23 protein-coding genes are annotated in these 22,835 nt (G+C 43.2%); 16 read left to right on the forward strand and 7 right to left on the reverse strand.

What is annotated here, in order from left to right:
• The first annotated feature begins 34 nt into the window (after positions 1-34).
• Genes D7V92_RS10895 through D7V92_RS10905 form a run of 3 tightly spaced genes read left to right on the forward strand, consistent with a single transcriptional unit; the run spans position 35 to position 1,730 of the window.
• Positions 35-697: a phosphatidylserine decarboxylase family protein gene (locus D7V92_RS10895; RefSeq protein WP_121772866.1), complete on the forward strand. Its 663-nt coding sequence runs from the start codon at positions 35-37 to the stop codon at positions 695-697.
• Positions 694-1,395: a phosphatidylcholine/phosphatidylserine synthase gene (locus D7V92_RS10900; RefSeq protein WP_005861239.1), complete on the forward strand. Its 702-nt coding sequence runs from the start codon at positions 694-696 to the stop codon at positions 1,393-1,395. The genes D7V92_RS10895 and D7V92_RS10900 overlap by 4 nt, the downstream gene beginning before the upstream one ends.
• A 56-nt stretch (positions 1,396-1,451) precedes the next feature.
• The gene (locus tag D7V92_RS10905; RefSeq protein WP_008773877.1) at positions 1,452-1,730 is read left to right on the forward strand and encodes a DUF4834 family protein; all 279 of its coding nucleotides are present in this window, start codon (positions 1,452-1,454) and stop codon (positions 1,728-1,730) included.
• 3 nt (positions 1,731-1,733) lie between these two features.
• Here D7V92_RS10905 and D7V92_RS10910 read toward each other — a convergent pair whose 3' ends face one another.
• Positions 1,734-2,174 (reverse strand): nucleoside deaminase, encoded by a 441-nt coding sequence (locus tag D7V92_RS10910; protein WP_008780688.1) that lies wholly within the window; start codon positions 2,172-2,174, stop codon positions 1,734-1,736.
• Positions 2,171-2,398 (reverse strand): hypothetical protein, encoded by a 228-nt coding sequence (locus D7V92_RS10915; protein ID WP_005861242.1) that lies wholly within the window; start codon positions 2,396-2,398, stop codon positions 2,171-2,173. Before D7V92_RS10915 ends, D7V92_RS10910 begins: the two co-directional genes overlap by 4 nt.
• 69 nt (positions 2,399-2,467) lie before the next feature.
• Here D7V92_RS10915 and D7V92_RS10920 point away from each other — a divergent pair, with 69 nt between their 5' ends.
• The 11 genes from D7V92_RS10920 (at position 2,468) to D7V92_RS10970 (ending at position 15,537) form a co-directional block, all read left to right on the forward strand.
• The gene (locus D7V92_RS10920) at positions 2,468-2,833 is read left to right on the forward strand and encodes a YraN family protein (protein WP_008773876.1); all 366 of its coding nucleotides are present in this window, start codon (positions 2,468-2,470) and stop codon (positions 2,831-2,833) included.
• A 12-nt stretch (positions 2,834-2,845) separates the two neighbouring features.
• A complete protein-coding gene (locus tag D7V92_RS10925) occupies positions 2,846-3,205 on the forward strand; it encodes an MmcQ/YjbR family DNA-binding protein (RefSeq protein ID WP_005866809.1) in 360 nt (119 codons plus the stop codon).
• Entirely contained in the window at positions 3,192-3,944 is a 753-nt protein-coding gene (locus tag D7V92_RS10930) for a biotin--[acetyl-CoA-carboxylase] ligase (RefSeq protein WP_121772867.1), read from the forward strand. The genes D7V92_RS10925 and D7V92_RS10930 overlap by 14 nt, the downstream gene beginning before the upstream one ends.
• A gap of 399 nt (positions 3,945-4,343) precedes the next feature.
• Positions 4,344-7,673: a DUF6383 domain-containing protein gene (locus tag D7V92_RS10935; protein WP_008773874.1), complete on the forward strand. Its 3,330-nt coding sequence runs from the start codon at positions 4,344-4,346 to the stop codon at positions 7,671-7,673.
• A 1,333-nt stretch (positions 7,674-9,006) separates the two neighbouring features.
• A complete protein-coding gene (locus D7V92_RS10940; protein ID WP_005861254.1) occupies positions 9,007-9,786 on the forward strand; it encodes a ParA family protein in 780 nt (259 codons plus the stop codon).
• Entirely contained in the window at positions 9,774-10,661 is an 888-nt protein-coding gene (locus D7V92_RS10945; RefSeq protein WP_121772868.1) for a ParB/RepB/Spo0J family partition protein, read from the forward strand. The genes D7V92_RS10940 and D7V92_RS10945 overlap by 13 nt, the downstream gene beginning before the upstream one ends.
• A complete protein-coding gene (locus D7V92_RS10950; protein WP_005866821.1) occupies positions 10,658-11,368 on the forward strand; it encodes a DUF5683 domain-containing protein in 711 nt (236 codons plus the stop codon). Before D7V92_RS10945 ends, D7V92_RS10950 begins: the two co-directional genes overlap by 4 nt.
• A 5-nt stretch (positions 11,369-11,373) precedes the next feature.
• Positions 11,374-12,930, forward strand: coding sequence for a lytic transglycosylase domain-containing protein (locus tag D7V92_RS10955; protein WP_121772869.1), 1,557 nt, complete (start codon positions 11,374-11,376; stop codon positions 12,928-12,930).
• A 68-nt stretch (positions 12,931-12,998) separates the two neighbouring features.
• The gene (locus D7V92_RS10960; RefSeq protein ID WP_008773870.1) at positions 12,999-14,057 is read left to right on the forward strand and encodes a sensor histidine kinase; all 1,059 of its coding nucleotides are present in this window, start codon (positions 12,999-13,001) and stop codon (positions 14,055-14,057) included.
• 6 nt (positions 14,058-14,063) lie between these two features.
• Positions 14,064-14,819, forward strand: a complete 756-nt coding sequence (locus D7V92_RS10965) for a LytTR family DNA-binding domain-containing protein (protein ID WP_008773869.1) — start codon at positions 14,064-14,066, stop codon at positions 14,817-14,819.
• Positions 14,820-15,138: 319 nt separating this feature from the next.
• Entirely contained in the window at positions 15,139-15,537 is a 399-nt protein-coding gene (locus tag D7V92_RS10970) for a hypothetical protein (RefSeq protein WP_121772870.1), read from the forward strand.
• Between the two features lie 102 nt (positions 15,538-15,639).
• Here the strand turns inward: D7V92_RS10970 and D7V92_RS10975 are convergent, their stop codons facing one another.
• Positions 15,640-16,929, reverse strand: coding sequence for an O-acetylhomoserine aminocarboxypropyltransferase/cysteine synthase family protein (locus D7V92_RS10975; RefSeq protein ID WP_121772871.1), 1,290 nt, complete (start codon positions 16,927-16,929; stop codon positions 15,640-15,642).
• Between the two features lie 168 nt (positions 16,930-17,097).
• On the opposite strand from D7V92_RS10975, the gene D7V92_RS10980 reads away from it, so the two are divergent.
• Together D7V92_RS10980 and D7V92_RS10985 are read left to right on the forward strand one after the other, a co-directional pair.
• On the forward strand, positions 17,098-17,568 hold the full coding sequence (locus tag D7V92_RS10980) for an Lrp/AsnC family transcriptional regulator (protein ID WP_121772872.1): 471 nt from the start codon (positions 17,098-17,100) through the stop codon (positions 17,566-17,568).
• Between the two features lie 97 nt (positions 17,569-17,665).
• Positions 17,666-19,951 carry a bifunctional (p)ppGpp synthetase/guanosine-3',5'-bis(diphosphate) 3'-pyrophosphohydrolase gene (locus D7V92_RS10985; protein WP_121772873.1) on the forward strand — a complete coding sequence of 762 codons (2,286 nt, stop codon included), beginning with the start codon at positions 17,666-17,668 and terminating at the stop codon, positions 19,949-19,951.
• 45 nt (positions 19,952-19,996) lie between these two features.
• Here the strand turns inward: D7V92_RS10985 and D7V92_RS10990 are convergent, their stop codons facing one another.
• The 4 genes from D7V92_RS10990 to D7V92_RS11005 all read right to left on the reverse strand — a co-directional run bounded on the left by D7V92_RS10990 (position 19,997) and on the right by D7V92_RS11005 (position 22,789).
• On the reverse strand, positions 19,997-20,947 hold the full coding sequence (locus tag D7V92_RS10990; protein ID WP_121772874.1) for a calcium/sodium antiporter: 951 nt from the start codon (positions 20,945-20,947) through the stop codon (positions 19,997-19,999).
• Between the two features lie 6 nt (positions 20,948-20,953).
• The gene (locus tag D7V92_RS10995) at positions 20,954-21,355 is read right to left on the reverse strand and encodes a DUF3127 domain-containing protein (protein WP_005861275.1); all 402 of its coding nucleotides are present in this window, start codon (positions 21,353-21,355) and stop codon (positions 20,954-20,956) included.
• A 79-nt stretch (positions 21,356-21,434) separates the two neighbouring features.
• Positions 21,435-21,791, reverse strand: a complete 357-nt coding sequence (locus tag D7V92_RS11000) for a MerR family transcriptional regulator (RefSeq protein ID WP_005861277.1) — start codon at positions 21,789-21,791, stop codon at positions 21,435-21,437.
• A 14-nt stretch (positions 21,792-21,805) separates the two neighbouring features.
• A complete protein-coding gene (locus tag D7V92_RS11005) occupies positions 21,806-22,789 on the reverse strand; it encodes a M23 family metallopeptidase (RefSeq protein WP_005861279.1) in 984 nt (327 codons plus the stop codon).
• Positions 22,790-22,835: the final 46 nt, after the last annotated feature.

Genomic DNA, 22,835 nt, shown 5'->3' on the forward strand with positions numbered 1-22,835 from the left:
GATTCTTAGTATAAAACGATACAGTCAAAGAAGAATGAAAGTACATAAAGAAGGAACCGGTTTACTGCTTACGTTGTTTACAATATTATTTATTGTGAATATAACTTTGTACCATACGGTAGGTAAGGGTATGCTGTTTTATTCTGTCGCTTTTGTTTTTACCGTATTGTTCCTATTGGTATTAAACTTCTTCCGTAGTCCTTTCCGTCGGTTTCCTTATGATTCGGAAGGCTTGGTGATCGCTCCCGCCGACGGTACGATCGTTGCCATCGAGGAAGTGATGGAGAACGAGATCCTTCATAAGAAGTGCCTACAGATATCTATCTTTATGTCTATCTTTAACGTGCATGCCAATTGGTTTCCCGTAAACGGTACCGTTAAGCATGTTTCCCACCAGAACGGGCGTTTTATGGCGGCTTATCTGCCGAAGAGTAGTACGGAGAACGAACGTTCGGCGGTCGTGATTACCACGAGGAACGGGGTGGATGTCTTGGCTCGTCAGATTGCCGGGGCGATGGCACGCCGCATCGTTACGTATGCCAAGCCGGGAGAGAAATGTCATGTGGACGAGCAAATGGGGTTTATTAAATTCGGTTCTCGCGTGGATGTCTACCTGCCGGTAGGAACAGAGGTATTAATAGAAATGGATCAAAAAGTAACAGGCAATCAAACGCCTATAGCCCGTTTGTCAAAATGAGTATAAGAAAACATATTCCTAATACGATTACGTGTCTGAGCCTTCTGTCCGGGTGTGTCGCCAGTGTTATGGCCTTGCACGGAAATCTTTTATCTGCGTTGATTTGGATTATTATAGCCGCGGTCTTTGATTTCTGCGATGGCTTTGCCGCTCGTTTATTGAAGGCTTACTCGCCGATGGGAAAGGAATTGGATTCCTTGTCGGATATGGTAAGTTTTGGCTTCGCTCCGGGCATGGTGGTCTATTGGTTGTTGGGAGAGGCTTCTACGGCTTTGCCTTTTGGCTCTTTGAATACGTATATCCCTTATCTGGCGTTCGTGATCCCTACGTTTTCAGGTTTGCGTTTGGCTAAGTTCAATATTGATGAACGGCAAACTACCTCGTTTATCGGCTTGCCGGTTCCGGCGCATGCTTTATTTTGGGCTTCGGTGGGGTATTCTGTTTTACCGGTTGTCCATGCGAATGAAGGCTTGTTCGTATTGGTGACTGTTATCTTGGCGTTCATTACCTCCTTGCTGTTGGTGTCTGAGATACCGATGTTCTCGCTGAAGGTGAAATCCTTAGCGTGGAAGGGTAATGAGCTTCGCTATATATTGATCGCTTGTGCCATTATTTTCGTGGCGTTATGGGGATTCTTGGGAATCTCTGGAACCATCCTGTTATATATAGTCTTGTCTATTTTTAACAAAAAGGGATAAACAAGAATTCTTATCTTTGTGTTTGTGATAGTAAAGAATCATTTAAGTATCGGATTATGTTTAAGTTTTTGTTTGTAATATTCTTTTTCTTTATCCTGTTGGTGTTTCTGATGGGTTTCTCCATCTTGCGTACCTTTAAGAACATCTTTTTTGGTAGCGGAAACAACACTCGTAAGGGAGAACAACGTCGTCAAACAAATAGCAATACTTCCGGACATCGTTCTACGACTACTACCGCCCGGGACGATGATGATGATCGTACACCTTATGTGCACCGTAAGAAGATATTCGCCAAGGATGAAGGGGAGTATGTGGATTACGAGGAAGTTAAATAGAGCTTAGCGTCTTTGCTTAAAGAAACGCTGCATTTCTTCCGCGCACTCTTTTTCAAGGATACCTTTTTTGATAATCGCTTTCGGATGGAAGGCTTGAGGGGCGAATTTGGAGAAACCTCTTTTATCATCGGATGCCCCGTATACGATCGTACTTAATTGTGCCCATCCGATCGCGCCGGCACACATTATGCAGGGTTCCACGGTTACGTATAGACTACAATTTGTCAGGTATTTCGCTCCTAAGACTCCGGCGGCGGCCGTAATCGCCAACATCTCGGCATGTGCGGTCACGTCGTTCAAGCATTCGGTTTGATTATGCGCCCTCGCTATGATCTGGTTGTTGCAGACGATAACAGCTCCTACGGGAACCTCACCCTCGGACGCTGCCGCACGAGCTTCCACCAACGCTTGCTTCATGAAATATTCGTCATTGAAAGGATTCATCTTCTCATCTCATTTTCGTTGAAAAGAGTCGGATAATCCTCCTCCAAGGTCTTGAGGATGTGAGAAAGGATCGTCTCTCGGTACCAACGGGACTTATTCTCGATCTTGTAGCGTGAAAGGTAACGTTTTACCGCTTTATGCTCTTCGTCATTCAGCATAAAGGTCACTTTGTGTACCCTCGGATGATTGGGGTGAGCCGATGAATATTTACGTTCTTCTTTCATACATTTGCAAATGTACGAGTGAATAGCCGAATAACAAAGAAAATGGCTATATTTGTGCAAATTAATGCGATGGCAAGACAGAACGATATGGGTCGGGAAGGTGAGTCTGAGGCTCGTGCCTATCTGGTAAAACATGGATATAACGTGTTGCATACCAATTGGCATTGGCATCATTATGAACTGGATATTATCGCTGTCAAGGAAGATGAGTTAATCGTGGTGGAGGTGAAGACACGCTCTGAGGATTTTTTGCTTTCACCGGAAGATGCGGTAGACACCAAGAAGATTCGAAGGATTGTCGCCGCTGCGGATGCCTATGTCCGTTATTTTAATATAGACTTACCGGTTCGTTTTGATATCGTGACATTGATCAAGAAAGAGACGGGTTTCCTGATCGACCATATCGAAGATGCTTTCTATGCTCCTTGCCGTTAAAAGATAAAAGTTATGAATATAGAAGAAGTACGTGAATACTGCCTTTCCTTGAAGAATACCATCGAGTGTTTCCCGTTCGATGAGGTATCGCTGGTCTTTAAGGTAGAGAATAAGATGTTCCTGCTGCTTCCTTTGGATGCGGAGGAGCCTCATGTCTCCTTGAAATGCAGTACGGACTATGTGGAAGAGTTACGGGAACGGTATACGGCGGTTGAGCCGGCTTATCATTTTAATAAGAAATACTGGAATAGCATTTATCTGGATCGGGATATGGAGGACGAGGAGGTTAAACGTTGGATCTTCCACTCTTACCGGGAGGTGATCGCTAAACTACCAAAAAATATAAGGGAAATTTATAATGATGAGCACTGATAATGAATCTCCCCGCATCTTGCGTGTGGCGGAAACCACTTCTACGAATAGCCTGCTTCGTGAGCTGGTCATCAAGGAATCTCTTCTGGAAGGAAGTGTAGTTGTCGCTGATTTCCAGACAGCCGGACGTGGGCAGATAGGGAATGTCTGGGAGTCTGAGGCGGGAAAGAACTTGATGTTTAGTACAGTCCTGTACCCTACGTGCATCCCGGCAAATCGCCAATTCTTGATTTCTCAAATAGCGGCCTTGAGCGTGAAAGAGACGTTAGACTCATATACGGATCATGTCACAGTGAAATGGCCGAATGATATTTACTGGAAAGATAAGAAGATTTGCGGAATGTTGATCGAGAACGATCTATCAGGGCATAATCTATATTGCTCCATCATCGGGATCGGCATAAACTTGAATCAAGCGGTGTTTCGGGGAGATGCTCCGAATCCTGTTTCTTTGTTTCAAATAACAGGCAATGAAGTAAACCGGGAAGAGGTTTTAGATCGTTTCCTCTCAATATTCTATCGCTATTATTTATCTCTCCTCCAAGAGGAATACGAGGATATTTGTATCCGCTATCAATCCGCATTGTATAGAAGGGAGGGCTATCATGCCTATAGGGATGAGGCGGGAGAATTCGAGGCCTGTATCCATGATATTGAATCAACCGGGCATCTTTTGCTAACGTTACGGGATGGAAGCATCCGTCGCTATGCTTTTAAGGAGGTTTCTTATTGTAAGTGATGTTTTTGAACAGCGAAGGTACGTGTTATTAATATATCTAGTTCCATATAGCTCTATGTGTTATTTGCGGAAAATAATATATCTATATATTAAAGTACGTGTACATTATATATAGATTCCTATTTATTAATGAAATTAATCGGAAAATATATATCTTTTGTACCGAACAATAGTGGGTTTGTCTTTGTAATCGGTGGTTTTGTAATGAATAGTCTATTTGATTGATAAGAAAGTCTATATGGCGAGAAAAAAATGATAAAGAAGGGTTGCGCGAATCAAAGAAACGCGTACCTTTGCAAATGATGAATAAAGTCGATCGCCGTTTGTTTTGATTTTTAAGAGAGCGATCGTTGTTAAAGAGCTTATTACACTTTAGTATTAATATTAAATTATTTAATTATGAACAAAAAGTTTTCTACTCTTTTGGCTGGTGTTGCGCTTTTAAGTGCGATGTCAGCAAATGCGCAGACAACACCGGCACAAAACCCTTTGCCTACGGCAAACGGTGCTTATTCAATTGGGAAATTAGCTGAGGGTGCTAACTCTGGTCTTTTCCAATTGAAAGATGATGCGTCCGGTAGCGTCTTATCTATGGACGAAAATGGTGTTTTATCATTGGTTCCTTCTTCCTCTACTTCTGCAGGCTTAGCGAACACACTTTGGTGTGTAACTGTTTCTTCCGAGAATCAGGGTCAAGCTCCTAAGTTCGACTTCATGAACAAGGGCACAGGCCGTATGTTGGATATCACAATGGCTGAAATTTTGAAATCTCAAAGCCAAGTGGATCTGACTCCGACTACAGGTGGAGAAATCGCAGGTTGGGCTTTCTCTAGAACTATTACGAAATTGGAAGATAAGAGACCTTTGTTCTCTTACTTTACAACTGACTCTGTTGTTGGTTTCACTACTACCAATGGCGTGAAAGTTCAGAAATGGGCTGCTAAGGATGTTCAAAATAATACTTTTGCAACATTTACATTGCAAGCTCCTGGACAGGTTTATTTGAGCGCTAACGAGTTGAACACTATCTTTGGTAACCAAAAAGCTGATGCTGGTGTTAAGTTAGGTTTCGATAAAGATATCCTAGGTACTACTTTAACGAATCCGTTTAACGCTAATAAGTTTGTAGCTGAAGGTGCTGGCGATGCTGATAGCCGTTATTTGTTTGTTTCTGACTTGAAGAAAGAAGCTTATTTGAAAGTTGATACAGCTTATACAAATGAGACTGGTTACAAGTTCTTAGCTTATAACTGGACGAAAAAGGGTGAGACTGGTACAGCTCTAGATGCAGTAGAGAATAGTGCTATTAAAGATCAACACAAGTTCGCTTTCCTTTATTCTCCTGCTTATGATAGCTTGTATATCTATGTAAAACAAATTACATGGAAAGAAGATAACGTTAAGTATTGGGAAGATGCTGCTGCAAATACTGGTGCTAACTGGCGTGTTTCTTTGCAGGATTTGATCAAGAACGAGACTCGTATCTTGACTGTTGACAGCAAAGACCAAAATACTCATATCTCTTTGGGTTACAAGGATTGTACAGCTGTAGAGTCTACTAAGACTTCTTTGAAGGATGGTGTATATTACATCACAAATAAGGCTGGTAAGTATTTGGCTTCTCCGATCTACAGAAATGGTACGATCGAGTGGACAACCGTTAATGCTGATGAGCAGAACGTAGCTCATATGCCGGCTTATCAATGGGTAATCTTGAAGAAGAACGTAACAGATAAGAATAATATCTCTACTTTAGAGGTTTATAACCGTGAGTTCTCTGATGGTGTTCTTGCTGATTATACTTTGAATTTGAATAAGAAGGCTGGTGCTACTTATTGGTACTTGACAGCTGATGTAAATTCTGCAAATGGTGTTACTATCAATTCTACAGATTCATTGTTCTTCGAACTTGTTCCTGCAGCTTCTGTAACAGATTCATTGTTAGGTTACAAGAACTTGGATAAAGAAGAGTTGATGATCAACAAGTATACATTCAACTACTGGCATCCGTATGCTACAGACAAATACATCGCTAAGTCTTCTAAAGACTCTACGTTGACTGTATTAGAAGGTAAGACTGCTTTCAATTTGGATACTTTGGTAAATGACGCAGCTGCTGTTAAGGCTCAATATGGTTTCCCTGTTACTGCTGCGGTTGCTAAACGTATTAATGGATTAAAGAACCTTTACAGAACTGTTTATGTAGCAAGTAATGACAATGCTAAAAAGAATATCTGGTCTGTAAATAAGGAAGAGAAATTCAACGTAAGTCAGTATGATACAGATAATAATACAAATTTGACATCAGGTTACTACTTCAAGGAAAATAACCAAATCGATGGTAAGTGCTATCATGCTGTTATTGCAGTAACGAAAGAAGGTGGTAAATATGTGATGAAGCTTACTTCAACAAAGGCTGGTGTATCTGACTATGATGGTGCTGCTACATTGAAAGCTCAAATGTTGAACGAGACTAGAACTTCTGCATTCTACATCGCTCCGGATGAGACTCCGTTGTATCGTCAATTCAACAATGCACTTCTTGGTGAGAACGTTGATAATTCAGCAGATAGCTTGATGTTCAAGGAAACTATCCGTGGTGAATATTTGATGGATGAGCATAATGGAAACTTGTTGAACAAGGATGTTGATTACGCAGGTATCTGGGGTGAAGCTAAAGCTGATGGTAAGTTAGCTTTCCGTATTGATACAGCATGGTTAACTCGTGGCGCAGGTAAGGTTAAACCTCAATACTTAGTTTCTGCTTATCGTGAGTTGATCGAGGGTGAGAAGATCATTCCTTGTACAGAAGGTGGCAAGCACATCACTGCTGATGGTCAAGTTACAGACGACCCATATCAATGTGTACACGCTATTCACGTGAAGACTCCGGCATTTATCTATGGTAAGTATTTGGTTAACTACTCTGACTCTGCTGCTGCTGTTGCAGATCGTAAGGAGGCTCTTAACCCATACTTGTTCAATACGAAGGCTGTTTCTAACAGTAGCTACACTCGTGTAGGTTTCGTTCCTGCTGTTCAATATGGTGATACTTTGTTTGTCTTGACTGGCAAATACAAAGGTATGACTGCTGATCAATTGAAGAATGAGGGTATCGAGGCAATCAGCGCTGACTACCATAAGAACTATGCTAAGTTCATCAATGTATTGACAGGTGACAAGCACAAGAACGTAACTTGGTCATTCCGTTATGTAAATCCGGATAAGGCTGCATTAGCTTATTTAGATGGTGAAGAGGGTGCGAACAACTCATTCTTGATTGAGTCTAATGTATATGGTGCAACTGATAATCAATATCAGACTGTAGCTGGTGATGTTGCTAGTGCGATTGCTCCGACTAAGAAAGCTGCTTGGTTGAAGATGCACAATGGTTGCTTAGTATTGACAGATGCTAGCTCTAGATTTGATGCCGCTAAGACTGGTGGTGATGGTGCATTAGTATTCAATGCTTATCCTAAGACTGATGCTGATGATATGGTAACATCTAACGATAACATCAACAATGTTGAAGGTGTATCTGTAGTAGCTGGTAACGGTACTGTAACTGTTCAAGGCGCTGCTGGTAAGTCAGTAGTTATCACTAACATCTTAGGTAAGGTTGTCGCTGAGACAGTTCTTACTTCAGACAACGCAACTATCGCTGTACCTGCTGGTATCGTAGCTGTAGCTGTTGATGGTGAAGAGGCTGTTAAGACAATCGTTAAATAAGTAGAAAACTGATCGAATTTCCGTAAGGAAAGACACAGTTCATAAGATAGAGCCCCGTCGATGTATTTCGGCGGGGCTTTTGTGGTTTTGCCTATTTGCCTGGCTGTAAGCGAAACCGCAGTTATCCGAACTTTTTGATGGATAAATGGGGATATGCGTGACAAAGACCTCTTGTAAAGACGCAGAACTAGAGGGAAAGTGGTGGCTTCAACGGGCGTTTTTGACAGGAAAAGTCCCCTTTTTGCACACGATAGGCGGTTAAAGCATATGCGATAGGTCGCGTTGGGCAACGCCAGTAGTGCCGTTGGGCATCGTAAGTAGTCAAGAATAGGGTTGTCAATACTCTAGAATGGGCATCGTAACCCTGTTACTTCCCGGTCGTAACCCTATGGAATCGCCCGAAGAACTCAATGGATATGAATTACGATGAATAAATCTCGCTAGAATGAAAGGTCATTTTTCGATAAAGGATTGTTATGTAGATGATTGCCGAATTTTTTTCTCGTATTTGCGCACGAACTGTCCGTATGCCCGGAAAAATCGATTCTCCGGGAGTTGATATTACAAATTGTCAGAATGATAATTGCGAAAATCCTCAAAGGGGAAGGCTAAGAATAAATAAATAAACATTGCTGATGTATTTTGATGAGCCCTTTTGTTTTTCGATATGAAAATATATTCTAACTTTGCATTAGTCACTAGGCTTGCCTGTGATTAGAGAATTTTCTCGAAAGTCGGGTTATTCTTCGTAATTATCCGGTAGAGTATAAGAAGATCTCCTCTTTTTTTATTTTCCAGTGTGATGATGGAGTACATTCCACCTTTGAGACTTATCGCTTGATTCAATGTAAAAGACCTCTGCTTGCGGAACTAGAGTATAACTATAGGTGGTCTGGAAGTATTTCGCCAAAGATCAGTTCGGAAAATCAACGTATAGAGGAACTAGCCTGTAGGACGGACGATAATTACCATACCGCTATTATTAAGTTCAAGAAACCTCTCACTTTTAACGAAAGCGCTGTTCTCCATATAAAAACAAGCAATGATGACGCAAAAGGAGATGCTCTCTCGTCCGGACGCAGGGTATTATTATCGTATTGATTGGGAGAAATAAGATGTGAGAGGAGCCTCTGTTTGTTTAAAACTTCGTTATCATTTCCAAAAAAACACCTATATACCAGCCTTATAACCCTCTATTTGATTTATTCTGCTTATATTTGCGAGTTATCAACAGTTAGGGCGATTTATCAACAAAACAAGCATTGTTTTGATTGAACCCTGTTTGGTTCAGTTTTTAATGTTTAGTTTTGCCCTCGAATTAATTAGGTATAGTATGGGAAAGATTATCGCTTTAGCAAATCAGAAAGGTGGAGTCGGGAAGACAACCACCACGATTAATCTGGCTGCGTCATTGGCCGCTCTTGAGAAAAAGGTGCTGGTCGTAGACGCTGATCCGCAGGCGAATGCCTCATCCGGTCTGGGTGTGGATATACGTAATGTAGAACTTTCTATCTATGAATGTCTGGTAAACGGTGAGGACGCGAGCGGCGCTATCACACAGACTGAAGTGGAAGGACTGGATATCATCCCCTCTCATATCGATTTGGTGGGAGCGGAGATCGAGATGCTAAACTTGGAGAATCGTGAACGGATCTTGAAGCAGATATTGACACCGCTGAAAGAGAAGTACGATTTTATCCTGATCGACTGCTCTCCTTCTTTGGGATTGATAACCGTGAATGCCTTGACAGCCGCCGATTCGGTGATTATCCCGGTACAATGCGAGTATTTCGCCTTGGAAGGTATCAGTAAGCTGTTGAACACGATCAAGATTATCAAATCAAAGCTGAACCCGGCACTGGAGATAGAGGGATTCCTCTTGACTATGTATGATTCCCGCCTGCGTTTGGCGAACCAGATTTATGAGGAAGTGAAACGTCCGTTCCGCGATTTGGTATTTACTACCGTGATCCAACGAAACGTGAAGTTGAGCGAGGCTTCCAGTTACGGTAAACCTGTCTTATTGTATGACGCGGATTCGAAAGGATCTATCAACCATATGCAGTTGGCACAGGAGATTGTTGAAAAAAATAAAGGATTATGGCAGCATTAAAAAGATCGGCGTTAGGCCGTGGATTAGACGCGTTAATTACGATGGATGACCTGAAGACAGGTGGTTCATCGTCTATTAGTGAGATCGAGTTAAGCAAGATCCAGCCTAATCCGGAGCAACCTCGATCTGTCTTTGAGGAAGAGACCTTGGAGGAGTTGGCTACCTCTATCCGCTCGTTAGGCGTGATACAGCCGATTACGTTGAAGGAAATCGGCCCCGAGCAATATATGATCATCTCTGGCGAACGCCGTTATCGTGCGTCGCTTAAAGCAGGTTTGGAGCGTATTCCCGCTTATATTAAGACGGCGGCCGACGAGAGCGTGGTGGAGATGGCTTTGATAGAGAATATCCAACGAGAGGACTTGAACTCTATCGAAATCGCGTTAGCTTATCAAAAATTAATCGATAATTACGGCTTGACCCAAGAGGGGTTGAGCGAAAGGGTTGGAAAGAAGCGTGCTACGATCGCCAATTACCTTCGTTTGTTGAAACTTCCCGCCGAGATCCAAGTAGGATTGAAGGACAAGAAGATCGATATGGGACATGCCCGGGCATTGATCCCGGTGGATGATCCGGAGGTTCAATTAGCTTTATATGAGCAGATATTGGCTCAAGGACTCTCCGTTCGTAACGTGGAGGAGATGGTGCGTAATATAGCCGAGGGAATACAACCGGAATTGCCGGAAAAGAAAAAATCGGATCGTAAGCCGATACTTCCGGAAGAGTTTAAATTGCTGAAAGATCATTTGTCCCGTTACTTCAATACGAAAGTCCAGTTGACTTGCAATGAGAAGGGAAAAGGTAAAATTACGATTCCTTTCGCCACGGAAGAAGAGTTGGAGCAATTGATCGGGTTACTGGATAAATTGAAATGAGAAATCGAATCATACTCCTTTTGATCGGATTCATGTGCTATGCCGGGATGGGTAACGCACAGGAGGATAAGACGGAGAAAGCCGTTCCTGCTATAGTTTCCGATTCCGTGGAGGTAGCTGCCCCGGATTCTACCGTGCAAGCCGTCTTGATGGCGGCCGATTCGGTGGGCGTACCGGAAGTGAAGATGAAGCTGGCTTTTAAGCCGAATCCGACAAAAGCGGTCTTGTTCGCCTTGGTTCCGGGTCTGGGACAGATCTATAACCGGAAATATTGGAAATTACCGATCGTTTACGGTGGCTTGATGGGATGTATGTATGCCGTGACTTGGAACAACAAGAACTATAAGGATTATTCGACGGCTTATAAGGATATCATGTATGATGCCGCTAAGAATCTGGAAAATCCGGATGCTTGGAGTAAAAGTTGGCAAGACTTGACTTCCATGGCTCCTGAGGATGCGATTAATAATTCAAATTTCAAGGATCAATTGAAAAGACAGAAGGATTATTTTCGTCGATATAGAGACTTAAGTATAATTATTACGGTCGGGGTGTATGCGTTGAGTATCGTGGATGCCTACGTGGATGCCCAGTTATTCGATTTTGATATATCACCGGATTTATCCTTGCATTTGGAGCCGGTTGTTAGTCCGAAGACGAGTGTCACGCCTCGTACTTACGGATTGAATTGCAGTCTAAAATTCTGATATACATGAAAAGATACCTGCTAGCACTCATTTGTTTAAATTGTTTGGTCTCATTGGTCTATGCGCAGGAAGAGACCCGAATTGAGGAAAAAGATACCTTAAGCTCGCTGGAGTCTGAGGTCGGATTGATTCCGGAAAGCTTGGATGCGAACGTGGATAGTTTGCTCCATACTTGGCATGTGCAATATTTCTCAAAAAGAGAGGACTTTTGCCATGATGACGACGAGAATGTCTATTTCCCGGATTCGGTCTATATCGACCGCCTGTCTAGGCTTCCCAGCGTGATCGCTTTGCCCTATAATAATATAGTGCGTGATTGTATTGACTTATATGCGGAGCGTAAACGAAATTTAGTGCGTTATATGCTGGGGATGGCAGACTTTTATTTTCCGATAATCGAGCAGGTGTTGGATGAGCATGGCCTGCCTATTGAATTGAAATATCTCGCCGTCGTGGAAAGTGCCTTGAATCCGGTAGCCCTCTCTCGAGTGGGCGCTTGTGGTTTATGGCAATTCATGCTTCCTACGGGTAAGAGCTATGGCTTGGAGATTAATAGCTTGGTGGACGAGCGCCGGGACCCCTTGAAAGCGACCGAGGCCGCTTGTAAGTATTTCAAGGATATGTACGCTATCTATGGGGATTGGAATTTAGTGTTGGCATCTTATAACTGCGGGCCGGGCAACGTGAATAAAGCGATCCGTCGTTCGGGGGGCAAGACGGACTTCTGGGATATCTTCCCTTATTTACCGAAAGAGACTCGTTCATACGTCCCCTTATTTATCGCCGCCAATTACGTCATGAATTATTATTGCGAGCATAACATCTGTCCGATGCAAACCAGCTTGCCGTTAGCCACGGATACGGTCATGGTGAATAATGCCCTACATTTGCAGCAAGTATCGGATCTATTGCAAGTAGATATTGAGACGTTGCGTGCGTTAAATCCACAATATAAAAGAGACATCGTTCCGGGTAATACCCGCCCTTCGGTCTTGAAACTACCTGCGGCGGAAACCTATGCTTTTATCGATAAAGAAGATACGGTCTATACGCATCGGATCGAGGAACTGTTGGCGAATTGCATTTCCGCGAATAACTCTAATGGCTCTTTACCAAGTGGTGCGACCCGGGAAAAAATCACCCACGTGGTATTGAGTGGTGAGAATCTTTATACGATCGCTAACCGCTATGGCGTGACAGCGAAAGATATCCGTAAATGGAACGGGCTAGGCTCCAACCGGGTAGCGAAAGGAAAACGGTTAAGATTATATGTAGATAATGGGGGTGTCGCTTTTGCCTCGGCTACCAAGACTCCGGTGAAATCAACTACCGTGACTGCGAAATCGACTGCGACAACAACGAAAAAGTCGGCTTCCGTCGCTACAAAACAGATCGCTTCCGCCAATAAAGATTTTGTCTCTTATAAGGTTAAATCGGGAGATTCACTTTATTCGATTTCCAAGAAATACCCTGGGGTTACCGCTTCTTCCTTACAAAAGGTGAATGGGCTGTCAAGTCCGGATATCCGTCCGGGCCAAGTACTGAAGATACCGGTAGGATGATCATTCGGGGATAAATTCGTCTTTAACTCTTTTTTTTCGCTTTCTTCGTGCACTGGAGAAGGATGTGAATGATTTTTTATTCCTTTGTATACGAAAAAAGATACAATCGTATGGGTTCATTGGATGAAAAGATATCAGTGGTCAAGGCTAAACCTTGGTTGGTCAGTTTGGTTTGCGCAGTGTTTATCGCCTATCCGAATTTGGCATGGATCTTTTGTGACATGAGCTATCTGGCTCCGAACGATCATCAAGGGTTTTTGCTCTTCTTTGGGTTCCGTTTTCTTTACTTCTGGGGACTTATTTGGTTTTTGCTGAAAAGTAACTTGAGGCACGAGGATTGTACCTCCTTCTTCGAGCGGTTGCTCTGGAATGCCCTGTACGTTTCCGGAGGCTTTGTTGTCTATAAATTGATCTCCTTCCTGACTATTAGTTATGATCGTTTTTTGAGTATCATTATCTTCCAGTTTATCGTGTTGGCGTTGTTATGTACCTTGATCGGCTATATACAAATGCTATATCACAATCAACGGGAAAAGGATCAATTGATCGAGAATCTGCGTGTCGAGAATTTGCAGAGCCGCTGCGATGCGTTGGTGAACCAGATCAATCCGCATTTCTTTTTCAATTCATTGAATGGAATCTCCTCCTTGATACGGAAGAAAAACGATGAGAATACCTTGTTGTATGTTACGAAATTGTCCGATATATTCCGTTATATCCTTCAGAGTGATAAAAAGAATTTGGTACTACTGTCGGAGGAGCTTGCGTTTATAGAGGCTTTTCAGCATGTAATGGTAGTCCGTTTCGCCAATAAGCTTACTTTTACGATCGAAGTTCCCGAAGATAAGCGGAACTTGCGAATTCCCGTATTATCTTTGCTTCCGTTGGTAGAGAACGTGACGGTACATAATATTATAGACAGCGAGCACCGGATGGATATCTTGATCCGGCTGAACGAGCGAATGGAACTGGTTGTTTCTAATCCAATCTATCCGAAATTGACCTTACCGGATACGAATGGAACCGGGCTTAAGAATCTGGAGAATCGTTTCTTGCTATTAATGAATAAACAAATACGGGTAGAATCTGATGAGGATGAGTTTCAGGTATACCTACCCCTAAAATGATGCTATATGAGAATACTGATCGTAGAGGACGAGACCGCCGCCTATGAGAACTTAGCGGATATGTTGGTTACAATAGATCCCACGATTGAGATCATGGGAAATACGGAGAGTGTCCGGCAAACGGTACGTTGGCTGCAAGCCAATCCGAGGCCGGATTTGATTTTTATGGATATTCATTTATCGGACGGTTCCGCTTTCGCTATTTTTGACCAGATAGAGGTGGAGGCACCGATCATCTTTACTACGGCGTACGATCAATATGCGATCGACGCTTTCAAAGTAAACAGCATAGACTATATCTTGAAGCCGATTAAGCCGGAAGAATTGAAACGGGCCTTAGATAAGTTTAGCCGATGGAATCATCAAGATATCATCCATTATTTATCCCAATTAACACAGTTGTCTACTACTCCTAAATACAAGGATAAACTACTGATTCCTGTTAAGGATAAATTGTTGCCTATTAGCTTGAAAGATGTGTCTTGTTTCTATACAGCTGATAAGAGTACATATGTTTATTTAAAGACTGGTAATTCGTATCCATATGCTAAAACATTGGAACAGATAATTTCTTCTTTAAGTCCTGCTGATTTTATCCGTGCGAATAAACAATTCATCATTTCTCGTGATAGCGTGAAGGACATAACAATTTGGTTTGATAGCCGTTTGCTCGTTACTTTGGATATAGAAGTGCCTGAGCGTATATATATTAGTAAAAATAAGGCATCCGAGTTTAAGTCTTGGATAGTAAGTCTGGAATGATAATTAAATAGAAATGCCGGTTCTCTTAAAGCCGGTATTTTTTTGCCCTTTTCGTGTTCAATCCCCATTTTTTCCTTTTCGTCAACAATCGGAAACTTCCTATCCGATAATTCTTCATCTTTGCAATACAAACAAGGAGATACATCAATAAGATGTAAGTTGAAATTTTGATGTTAATCCGAGTTTTATCATACAAATTAGATAGGTTAATAGGTTTGTAAAAAAGGATTAGTCCGAAACAAAAGAATGTTTAGGCTATCTTCTCTAAAATGAGTGTTTGTTTTGTGAATAGTTTTGTAATAGGTAAATTGTAGGTATTATGAGAAAGTTAATTATGGCGGTAGCGGTTTTGGGAATGAGTGCTACAATGAATTTTGCGAAAGCGCAATGTGTGAATGAATATGGGAATAAAGAACCGTTTGCGGTAGAGTTTAGCCGATTGAGTTCTTATCTAGGATTGGCTCCTTACCAAATGGAGGAGGTACTTAACATTAACGATTATTTTGTACAAGAACAAAGAAAGAGTTTGAGCAAAGACCTGAAGCGTCAGAATGAACGATTGCAAAAAGCCGTGTACGGCAATTTGAAGCTGATGAAAGAGGCGTTGACTGCCGATCAGTATCGCAAGTATGTCATATTGTTAAATGTAACTAACAACAATAACCGATTAACCGGAACTGTGACATTTACGGATATCTATTTGGCTGAGAATAAATGAGTGTAACCTTGGCTCGATGTGATGTTGATTAGAAAGGCGATCCTTGTGTCGAACAGGGATCGCCTTCTTTGCTTCTGTCCTTTTCCTTTTGGAAGTGCGCTATCAGATTTTAGCGAAAGCTTGATCCAGATCATCTATAATATCATCTATATATTCGGTTCCGATGCTCAAGCGTACGGTGGATGGTGTTATGTGCTGTTGGGCAAGTTCTTCCGGACTCATCTGGGAATGAGTGGTCGTGTATGGATGAATGACAAGGCTCTTTACATCGGCGACATTCGCTAGTAGGGAAAAGATCTCCAGTGAGTCGATGAATTTCCAAGCGGCTTCCTGCCCGCCTTTGATCTCGAAGGTGAAGATACTGCCGGCACCATTCGGGAAATATTTATTGTAAAGTTCATGGTCCGGATGGGTAGGAAGTGATGGATGATTCACTTTTTCTACTTTCGGATGTTTTGATAAATAATCCACGACTTTCAATGCGTTTGCTACATGGCGTTCCACGCGTAGGGATAAGGTCTCTAATCCTTGCAACAAGATAAAAGCATTGAAAGGAGAGATTGTTGCCCCGGTATCGCGAAGAATGACCGCACGGATACGGGTGACAAAGGCGGCGGAACCTGCTACGTCCGCAAATATGGCTCCATGATAACTTGGGTCTGGTTTGGCTAATGTAGGAAACTTATCGGCATTCGCCTTCCAGTCGAAAGTACCTCCATCTACAATTACGCCTCCTAGACTACTGCCATGTCCCCCTATGAACTTTGTGGCGGAATGGATGACGATGTCAGCTCCATGTTCGATCGGACGAATCAAGTAGGGGGTTCCGAACGTATTGTCTACGATTAATGGAATATGGTGTCGGTGGGCGACTTCCGCTACCGCATCCAGATTCGTTACGTCAGAGTTAGGATTCCCGAATGTCTCTACATAAATGGCTTTCGTGTTTTCCCGGATGGCTGCTTCTAATGCGTTTAGGTCATTTACATTGATAATCGTATTAGTAATGCCTTGAGAGGCCAGTGTATGGGTGATCAGGTTGAAGGAACCGCCATACAAATTATCGGCCGCGATAATATGATCTCCTGCCCTCACTATGTTCTGTAACGCATAGGTGACAGCCGCTGCTCCTGAAGCCACGGCCAAACCTGCCACACCTCCTTCTAAGGCAGTTACACGTGCCTCGAAAACGCCTTGCGTGGAGTTTGTCAAACGTCCGTAAATATTCCCTGCGTCACGTAGGCCGAAACGGTCTGCCGCATGTTGTGCGTTATGGAATACATAGGAAGTTGTTTGATAAATGGGTACCGCACGTGCGTCGGTTGCGGGATCCGGTTGTTCTTGTCCTACATGAAGTTGTAATGTCTCGAAATGTAACTTCTTTGTTGCCATAGTCATCTTGTTTATTTAGTTCTTATTCTGTTGGCAAATGTATGATGTGTGTGCTTTTTGAACAAGATTCGTTGAGAATATAGAAAATAATACTATTTTTAGGGCTATAAATAGAATACATCTTCGGCGAAGGACGCTGGGGAATCAATCCGATAGAATTTTTTTCTTATGAATGTTTCTGATAAGTTAGACAAGGTGGATCTGCAAATCCTCCGAACGTTACAAGATAATGCCCGGTTGACTACGAAAGAGTTGGCGGCAAGGGTCAGTCTCTCGTCAACCCCGGTGTTCGAGCGTTTAAAACGTCTTGAGAATAGTGGATATATAAAGAAGTATATAGCGGTACTAGATGCGGAGAAGCTGAATCAAGGCTTTGTTGTCTTTTGTAGCGTGAAATTGGTTCGGCTGAATAAGGATATAGCTTTTGAGTTTACCCGGATTATCCAAGAAATCCCCGAGGTAACGGAGTGCTATAATATTTCAGGCGATTATGATTACTTATTGAAGATACACGCTCCCAATATGAAATATTATCAAGAGTTTATTTTGAATGTGTTAGGAACGATCAATAGTTTGGGCTCGTTGAGAAGTACTTTTGTCATGGACGAGGTTAAACACGACTATGGGATCCATATTTAAGCTGTAGATATTCTATTTTTGTCTTTTGTTAGGGTTTCCTTCCAAATATTTGTATATATTTGTGGCTATACAGTATAAAAATGGGAGGTGTAAAACCATGGACGATACAAAGGACACAAAAGATATAAAAGAAACGGGCGAGACTGCGTCCGTTCTCTCTGCGGACGAACAGATGATACAAGATGGGTTCAATGCGCTGTTGAACGATTATTTGAAGTCAAACCACCGCCGTAAGGTCGAACGAATCACGAAAGCCTTTAATTTCGCCAATCAAGCGCACGCCGGAGTGAAACGGCGTTCCGGCGAACCTTATATAATGCATCCTATCGCCGTGGCTCGTATCGTATGCCGGGAGATGGGTTTGGGCTCTACCTCTATTTGCTCTGCGTTATTGCATGATGTCGTGGAAGATACCGAGTATACGGTGGAGGATATCCGGGATATGTTCGGAGACAAGATCGCCCAGATCGTGGATGGCTTGACGAAGATATCCGGTGGCATTTTTGGGGAACAGGCCTCGGCTCAAGCCGAGAACTTCCGTAAGTTGCTGCTGACTATGAGTGACGATATACGGGTGATTCTAATCAAGATCGCAGACCGTCTTCATAATATGAGGACTTTGGGTTCCATGCTTCCCGCCAAGCAATTTAAGATTGCGGGTGAGACTCTTTATCTGTATGCTCCTCTGGCGCATCGTCTGGGTCTCTTCTCGATCAAGACGGAACTGGAGGATTTGAGTTTTAAATATGAGCATCCGCAAGAATACGATTTCATCAGCGCTAAGTTGAAAGCGACAGAAGAGAGCCGTAATAAATTATTCGAGCGTTTCGCCGCCCCTGTGGACGAGAAGCTCAAATCGATGGGACTTCAGTATGAGATGCGTGCCCGTGTGAAATCGGTCTATTCCATTTGGAATAAGATGGAAAGCAAGGGTGTCGCTTTCGAGGATATTTATGATATTTATGCGGTCCGCATTATTTTTGACCCGCTTCCCGGTGTGGACGAGAAAAACCAATGTTGGGATATCTACTCGGCTATTACGGATATTTACCGGATTCGTCCCGACCGTATCCGTGATTGGGTGAGCCGTCCGAAAGCGAACGGTTATCAAGCGCTTCATCTGACCGTTATGGGACCGGATGGACAATGGGTAGAGATCCAGATCCGTAGCCGCCGTATGGATGATATCGCAGAGAAAGGCTTCGCTGCCCATTGGAAATACAAGGAATCCAACGTGGAGGAGGATACGGAATTGGATAAATGGATACAAACCATTACCGAGATATTGGAGAGTCCGGACCCGAATGCGCTGGATTTCTTGGATACGATCAAACTGAACTTATTTACTTCCGAGATATTTGTTTTCACTCCGAAAGGAGATATAAAGACATTGCCCCAAGGGGCTACCGCCTTGGATTTCGCTTATGCGCTTCACTCCGATATCGGTAATAAATGTATTGGTGCTAAGGTAAACCATCGTTTGGTGCCATTGAGTCATCCGCTGTCCAGTGGAGATCAGGTGGAGGTCTTGACTTCCCGTTCTCAGGAGCCGCAACCGGAGTGGTTGAACTTCGTGACTACCGCTAAGGCTCGTGCGAAGATCGATGCCGTATTAAAGCGTGTCCGTAAAGAGGTCGCTAAGTATGGAGAGATAAAAGTTCTTGATGCCTTCAAGCGTTCGGAGCTTGAGGCGAGTACATCCAATCTGGATAAATTAGGTATGTACTTTGGATTCTCGAAACGCGAGGAATTCTTTTATGCGGTAGAGAAGGGGGATGTGGTTTTGCCCGAGAATTTAAAGAAGCTGTTGAAGGAGAAGACGGATAATGTCTTGTTTAAGTATGTGAAACAGGCGTTGGGTGTCGCTTCCAAGAAGGTGAAACAACCCGAAGAGGAGGAAGCCAAGAAAGAGAAGCCTAAATATGATAAGAAAAAGCCTTATTTATTGAAAGAGGAGGCTTTTGAGCGTAATTATGTAATTGCCGAATGTTGTAAGCCGATTCCGGGAGATGACTCTTTAGGTTTTATCAATGATGATGGAAATGTAGTAGTTCATAAACGTTCCTGCCCGATCGCCATGCGCTTGAAAAGTAGCTTTGGCGAACGTATCTTGAATACGGTTTGGAGCAGCCATATGAACGCTTCTTTTGAGGCCACGCTAGAGGTGAAAGGTATAGACTCGATAGGCGTATTGAATACGATCACGAAAACGATTTCCGAGGATTTCAACGTGAACATCATGCGCTTGCTGATCGAGGCGAAAGACGGCGTGTTCGAAGGTAAGATAAAGATGAAAGTTCATGACGTAGAAGATATCCAGAAAATGTGCGTGACTTTGTCGAAGATACAGAATATTAAATCTGTCGGACGTGTAGCGGATTAAGTGTAGCGAAGTGCTTCGCTACACTTTTGTTTTATAAAAGCTTTATCAGCCGACAATCAAATAAGTTATATAAGCTATATAACAAGCGATCAATAGGATTCCCTCCGGCCTAGTGATGGTCCGTTTCTTGAAGAAAAGGCCAAAAATATAAAGCAATACGCATGAACCGATCATGACGCCCAAATCCAGATTGGTAATGCCTTGTATGTTCATCGGCGTGATTGTTGCGCTACAACCTAATACGAAGAATATATTGAAGAGGTTGGAACCGATAACATTTCCGATCGCCATCTCCGGGTTCTTCTTTAATGCGGCCACGACGGAAGTCGCTAACTCAGGAAGAGAGGTTCCTCCGGCCACTAAAGTCAAACCGATAATAGATTCGCTGACACCCAGTCCACGGGCGATACCAGAAGCTCCATCCACGAAAAATTGTCCTCCGTAAATCAAACCAGCCAATCCACCAATGATGAATAAACTCGCTTTCCAAATGGGCATTATTTTAATCGTGCTCTCTCCATTTTCCTCTCCATTATGTGCGATCGCGAATGTATAGCCAAGGAAAATGGTGAAGAAGCATAATAGTAACATTCCATCGCTACTACTGATACTATTGTGCGACGCGCCGTTGATCAAAACGTCATTCGCGCAAATAAATAATACGATTGAGGCAAGCACGCAAAGAGGGATCTCTTTGCTCAACGTACCTTTCGTGACGCTGATCGGTACGATAGCGGCCGTACAGCCGACAATCATCAAGGCGTTAAATATATTGCTTCCTACTACATTACCAATAGCGATATCCGAGCTTCCTTTCAAGGCGGATACGACACTGACCGTTAATTCCGGTGCGGAAGTCCCAAACGCCACAATAGTTAGCCCGATTACTAAGCTGGAAATATTGAAGCGTTTGGCTACCGAGGCGGCACCATCTGTCAAGGCGTTAGCCCCGACTAAAATTAGTAGTAAACCGCCAATTAGTAATACGATATCCATTAGTCTTTAGAATGGCAAATCATCGATTGGATTGGCCGGTCCGAAATCAGGAGCGGATGAGGCTGGAGCCGTAGGAGCGGAAGCCGGAGCGAAATTATCCGGAGTTACTCCCATCGGAGCGGCTTGAGGAGCTGCCGCCATCGGACGGTCTACTTTCCATGCATTGATACTGGTGAACCAGCGGCCTTGGTACTCACGGCTGTCAATGTCGAAAGAGACTGTCAATTCCTCGCCCGGCTGAATGGCCGCTTGAGCGATCTTATCCGCTCCGAATATCTGGAAGCATACTTTCTTGGGATATTGATCGTGTGTCTCTAATACGTACTCTTGTTTTTTCCATTCGTTTCCGGCTTTGCTGACACCGCCTACTTCCGGTAGGACTTGAATAATTTTTCCTGTAATTTCCATGTCTTGTATTTTATTTGCTTATGTTTTATTTAATTGGGGACGAAGGTACGGTTTTGTTCTGGTTTTATCAACAGAATAATCACACTTTTGGGGCAAAAGCATCGAATGCGTCTTTCATAGCTAACAGCTCTTCTTTGATCTGTTTCAAGCGGTTTACGATCTCTTCTTGCCGGATCGTCGTCTCTTTATTGTCCTTCAGTTTTTGCCGTGCGCCGGCCAAGGTCATCCCTCTCTCTTTAACCAGATGGTAGATGAGGCGTACCGCGTCGATATCCTCCTGCTTGTAAAAACGGGTACCTTTGCTCGTCTTCCTTGGATTGATGATATCGAACTCCTTCTCCCAAAAGCGAAGGGTGGACTCGTTCACGTCGAACATCTGCGCCACCTCGCTGATGGAAAAATAGAGCTTGAGATCTTTATTCTTTTTTAGACTCATACTGCTAATGAAGTTTAATCCATAACCTGACCATGATTCTCGGCAATCTGGATCATACGGTCGTATTCCTCAGGTGAGAGATCCATGTAATAGTATTTAGATGGGTTATCATACTTCCCTCGTACGATTACCTCATAATGCAAGTGAGGGCCGGTAGATTTCCCGGTATTTCCAACCTCGCCAATCACCTCTCCACGAGTAACCTTTTGTCCGACACGTTTCTTGAACTTACTCATATGACCGTATAACGTCTGATAGCCGTAGCCATGATCGATAATCAAACAATTTCCGTATCCCTGTTTCCAAGCGGCAAAAGTGACTACGCCATTACCTGTCGCGTAGATCTCCGTTCCCACTTTAGCCGAGAAATCCATTCCGGAATGGAAACGAGGTGTACGGTAAATCGGGTCGATACGCACGCCATAGCCGGAAGCGGTACGACGCAGATCCTTATTGGAAATCGGCTGGATAGCCGGGATACATTTACTTCTCTCTTCTTGGTTCTTTCCTAGGGAGATCAGTTCCTCCAAGGAGTTGGACTGGATATATAATTGCTTACGTAGCATATCCATCTTTTGGGTCGTGGAGACAACAAGCTCCGGATTGGACAGGCTCATCAAATGCTCGTAACGGTTTGTCCCTCCAAACCCGGCTTTCCGAACGGATTCAGGTATGGACTCAGCTTGGAAGATAGCCCGGTACAGATTCTCGTCACGCTGTTGGATATCATCCAATACGTCCAACGCGTTATTTAAGCGAAGGGAAAGCACCTCGTATTGAGTTTGCAATAGGCGGTTCTCCTTACGTAACTGAGATTCCATCGGAGAGTCCACCAAATGCATCATGACGAAAAAAGTGGCTACGCCGAATGCTATTCCGGTGCTTAAATGGCGGAGAACGGTGAACAGCCGGTCTTTGCTAGATGGGTATACACGCTCATAATTGAGAGTGTTCGGATTGTATAAATAGTATGTTTTGCGACTTTTAAAGAGTTTCATCTACATTTTTTGTTATCTGAATGCACGCAAAAATAATAATTTGCAG

It is taken from the genome of Parabacteroides sp. CH2-D42-20 (assembly GCF_003670185.1).
Classification (GTDB): Bacteria; Bacteroidota; Bacteroidia; order Bacteroidales; family Tannerellaceae; genus Parabacteroides; species Parabacteroides distasonis.

Excerpts from the sequence above, each read along its gene's own strand:
- D7V92_RS10990 (WP_121772874.1), bottom strand. The coding sequence starts at position 20,947 with ATGGATATCGTATTACTAATTGGCGGTTTACTACTAATTTTAGTCGGG.
- D7V92_RS10920 (WP_008773876.1), top strand. The coding sequence starts at position 2,468 with ATGGCAAGACAGAACGATATGGGTCGGGAAGGTGAGTCTGAGGCTCGT.
- D7V92_RS10985 (WP_121772873.1), top strand. The coding sequence starts at position 17,666 with ATGGACGATACAAAGGACACAAAAGATATAAAAGAAACGGGCGAGACT.
- D7V92_RS10955 (WP_121772869.1), top strand. The coding sequence starts at position 11,374 with ATGAAAAGATACCTGCTAGCACTCATTTGTTTAAATTGTTTGGTCTCA.
- D7V92_RS10970 (WP_121772870.1), top strand. The coding sequence starts at position 15,139 with ATGAGAAAGTTAATTATGGCGGTAGCGGTTTTGGGAATGAGTGCTACA.
- D7V92_RS10940 (WP_005861254.1), top strand. The coding sequence starts at position 9,007 with ATGGGAAAGATTATCGCTTTAGCAAATCAGAAAGGTGGAGTCGGGAAG.
- D7V92_RS10995 (WP_005861275.1), bottom strand. The coding sequence starts at position 21,355 with ATGGAAATTACAGGAAAAATTATTCAAGTCCTACCGGAAGTAGGCGGT.
- D7V92_RS10975 (WP_121772871.1), bottom strand. The coding sequence starts at position 16,929 with ATGGCAACAAAGAAGTTACATTTCGAGACATTACAACTTCATGTAGGA.
- D7V92_RS10930 (WP_121772867.1), top strand. The coding sequence starts at position 3,192 with ATGATGAGCACTGATAATGAATCTCCCCGCATCTTGCGTGTGGCGGAA.
- D7V92_RS10915 (WP_005861242.1), bottom strand. The coding sequence starts at position 2,398 with ATGAAAGAAGAACGTAAATATTCATCGGCTCACCCCAATCATCCGAGG.
- D7V92_RS10900 (WP_005861239.1), top strand. The coding sequence starts at position 694 with ATGAGTATAAGAAAACATATTCCTAATACGATTACGTGTCTGAGCCTT.
- D7V92_RS10965 (WP_008773869.1), top strand. The coding sequence starts at position 14,064 with ATGAGAATACTGATCGTAGAGGACGAGACCGCCGCCTATGAGAACTTA.
- D7V92_RS11005 (WP_005861279.1), bottom strand. The coding sequence starts at position 22,789 with ATGAAACTCTTTAAAAGTCGCAAAACATACTATTTATACAATCCGAAC.
- D7V92_RS10960 (WP_008773870.1), top strand. The coding sequence starts at position 12,999 with ATGATTTTTTATTCCTTTGTATACGAAAAAAGATACAATCGTATGGGT.
- D7V92_RS10935 (WP_008773874.1), top strand. The coding sequence starts at position 4,344 with ATGAACAAAAAGTTTTCTACTCTTTTGGCTGGTGTTGCGCTTTTAAGT.
- D7V92_RS11000 (WP_005861277.1), bottom strand. The coding sequence starts at position 21,791 with ATGAGTCTAAAAAAGAATAAAGATCTCAAGCTCTATTTTTCCATCAGC.
- D7V92_RS10950 (WP_005866821.1), top strand. The coding sequence starts at position 10,658 with ATGAGAAATCGAATCATACTCCTTTTGATCGGATTCATGTGCTATGCC.
- D7V92_RS10895 (WP_121772866.1), top strand. The coding sequence starts at position 35 with ATGAAAGTACATAAAGAAGGAACCGGTTTACTGCTTACGTTGTTTACA.
- D7V92_RS10980 (WP_121772872.1), top strand. The coding sequence starts at position 17,098 with ATGAATGTTTCTGATAAGTTAGACAAGGTGGATCTGCAAATCCTCCGA.
- D7V92_RS10945 (WP_121772868.1), top strand. The coding sequence starts at position 9,774 with ATGGCAGCATTAAAAAGATCGGCGTTAGGCCGTGGATTAGACGCGTTA.
- D7V92_RS10905 (WP_008773877.1), top strand. The coding sequence starts at position 1,452 with ATGTTTAAGTTTTTGTTTGTAATATTCTTTTTCTTTATCCTGTTGGTG.
- D7V92_RS10925 (WP_005866809.1), top strand. The coding sequence starts at position 2,846 with ATGAATATAGAAGAAGTACGTGAATACTGCCTTTCCTTGAAGAATACC.
- D7V92_RS10910 (WP_008780688.1), bottom strand. The coding sequence starts at position 2,174 with ATGAATCCTTTCAATGACGAATATTTCATGAAGCAAGCGTTGGTGGAA.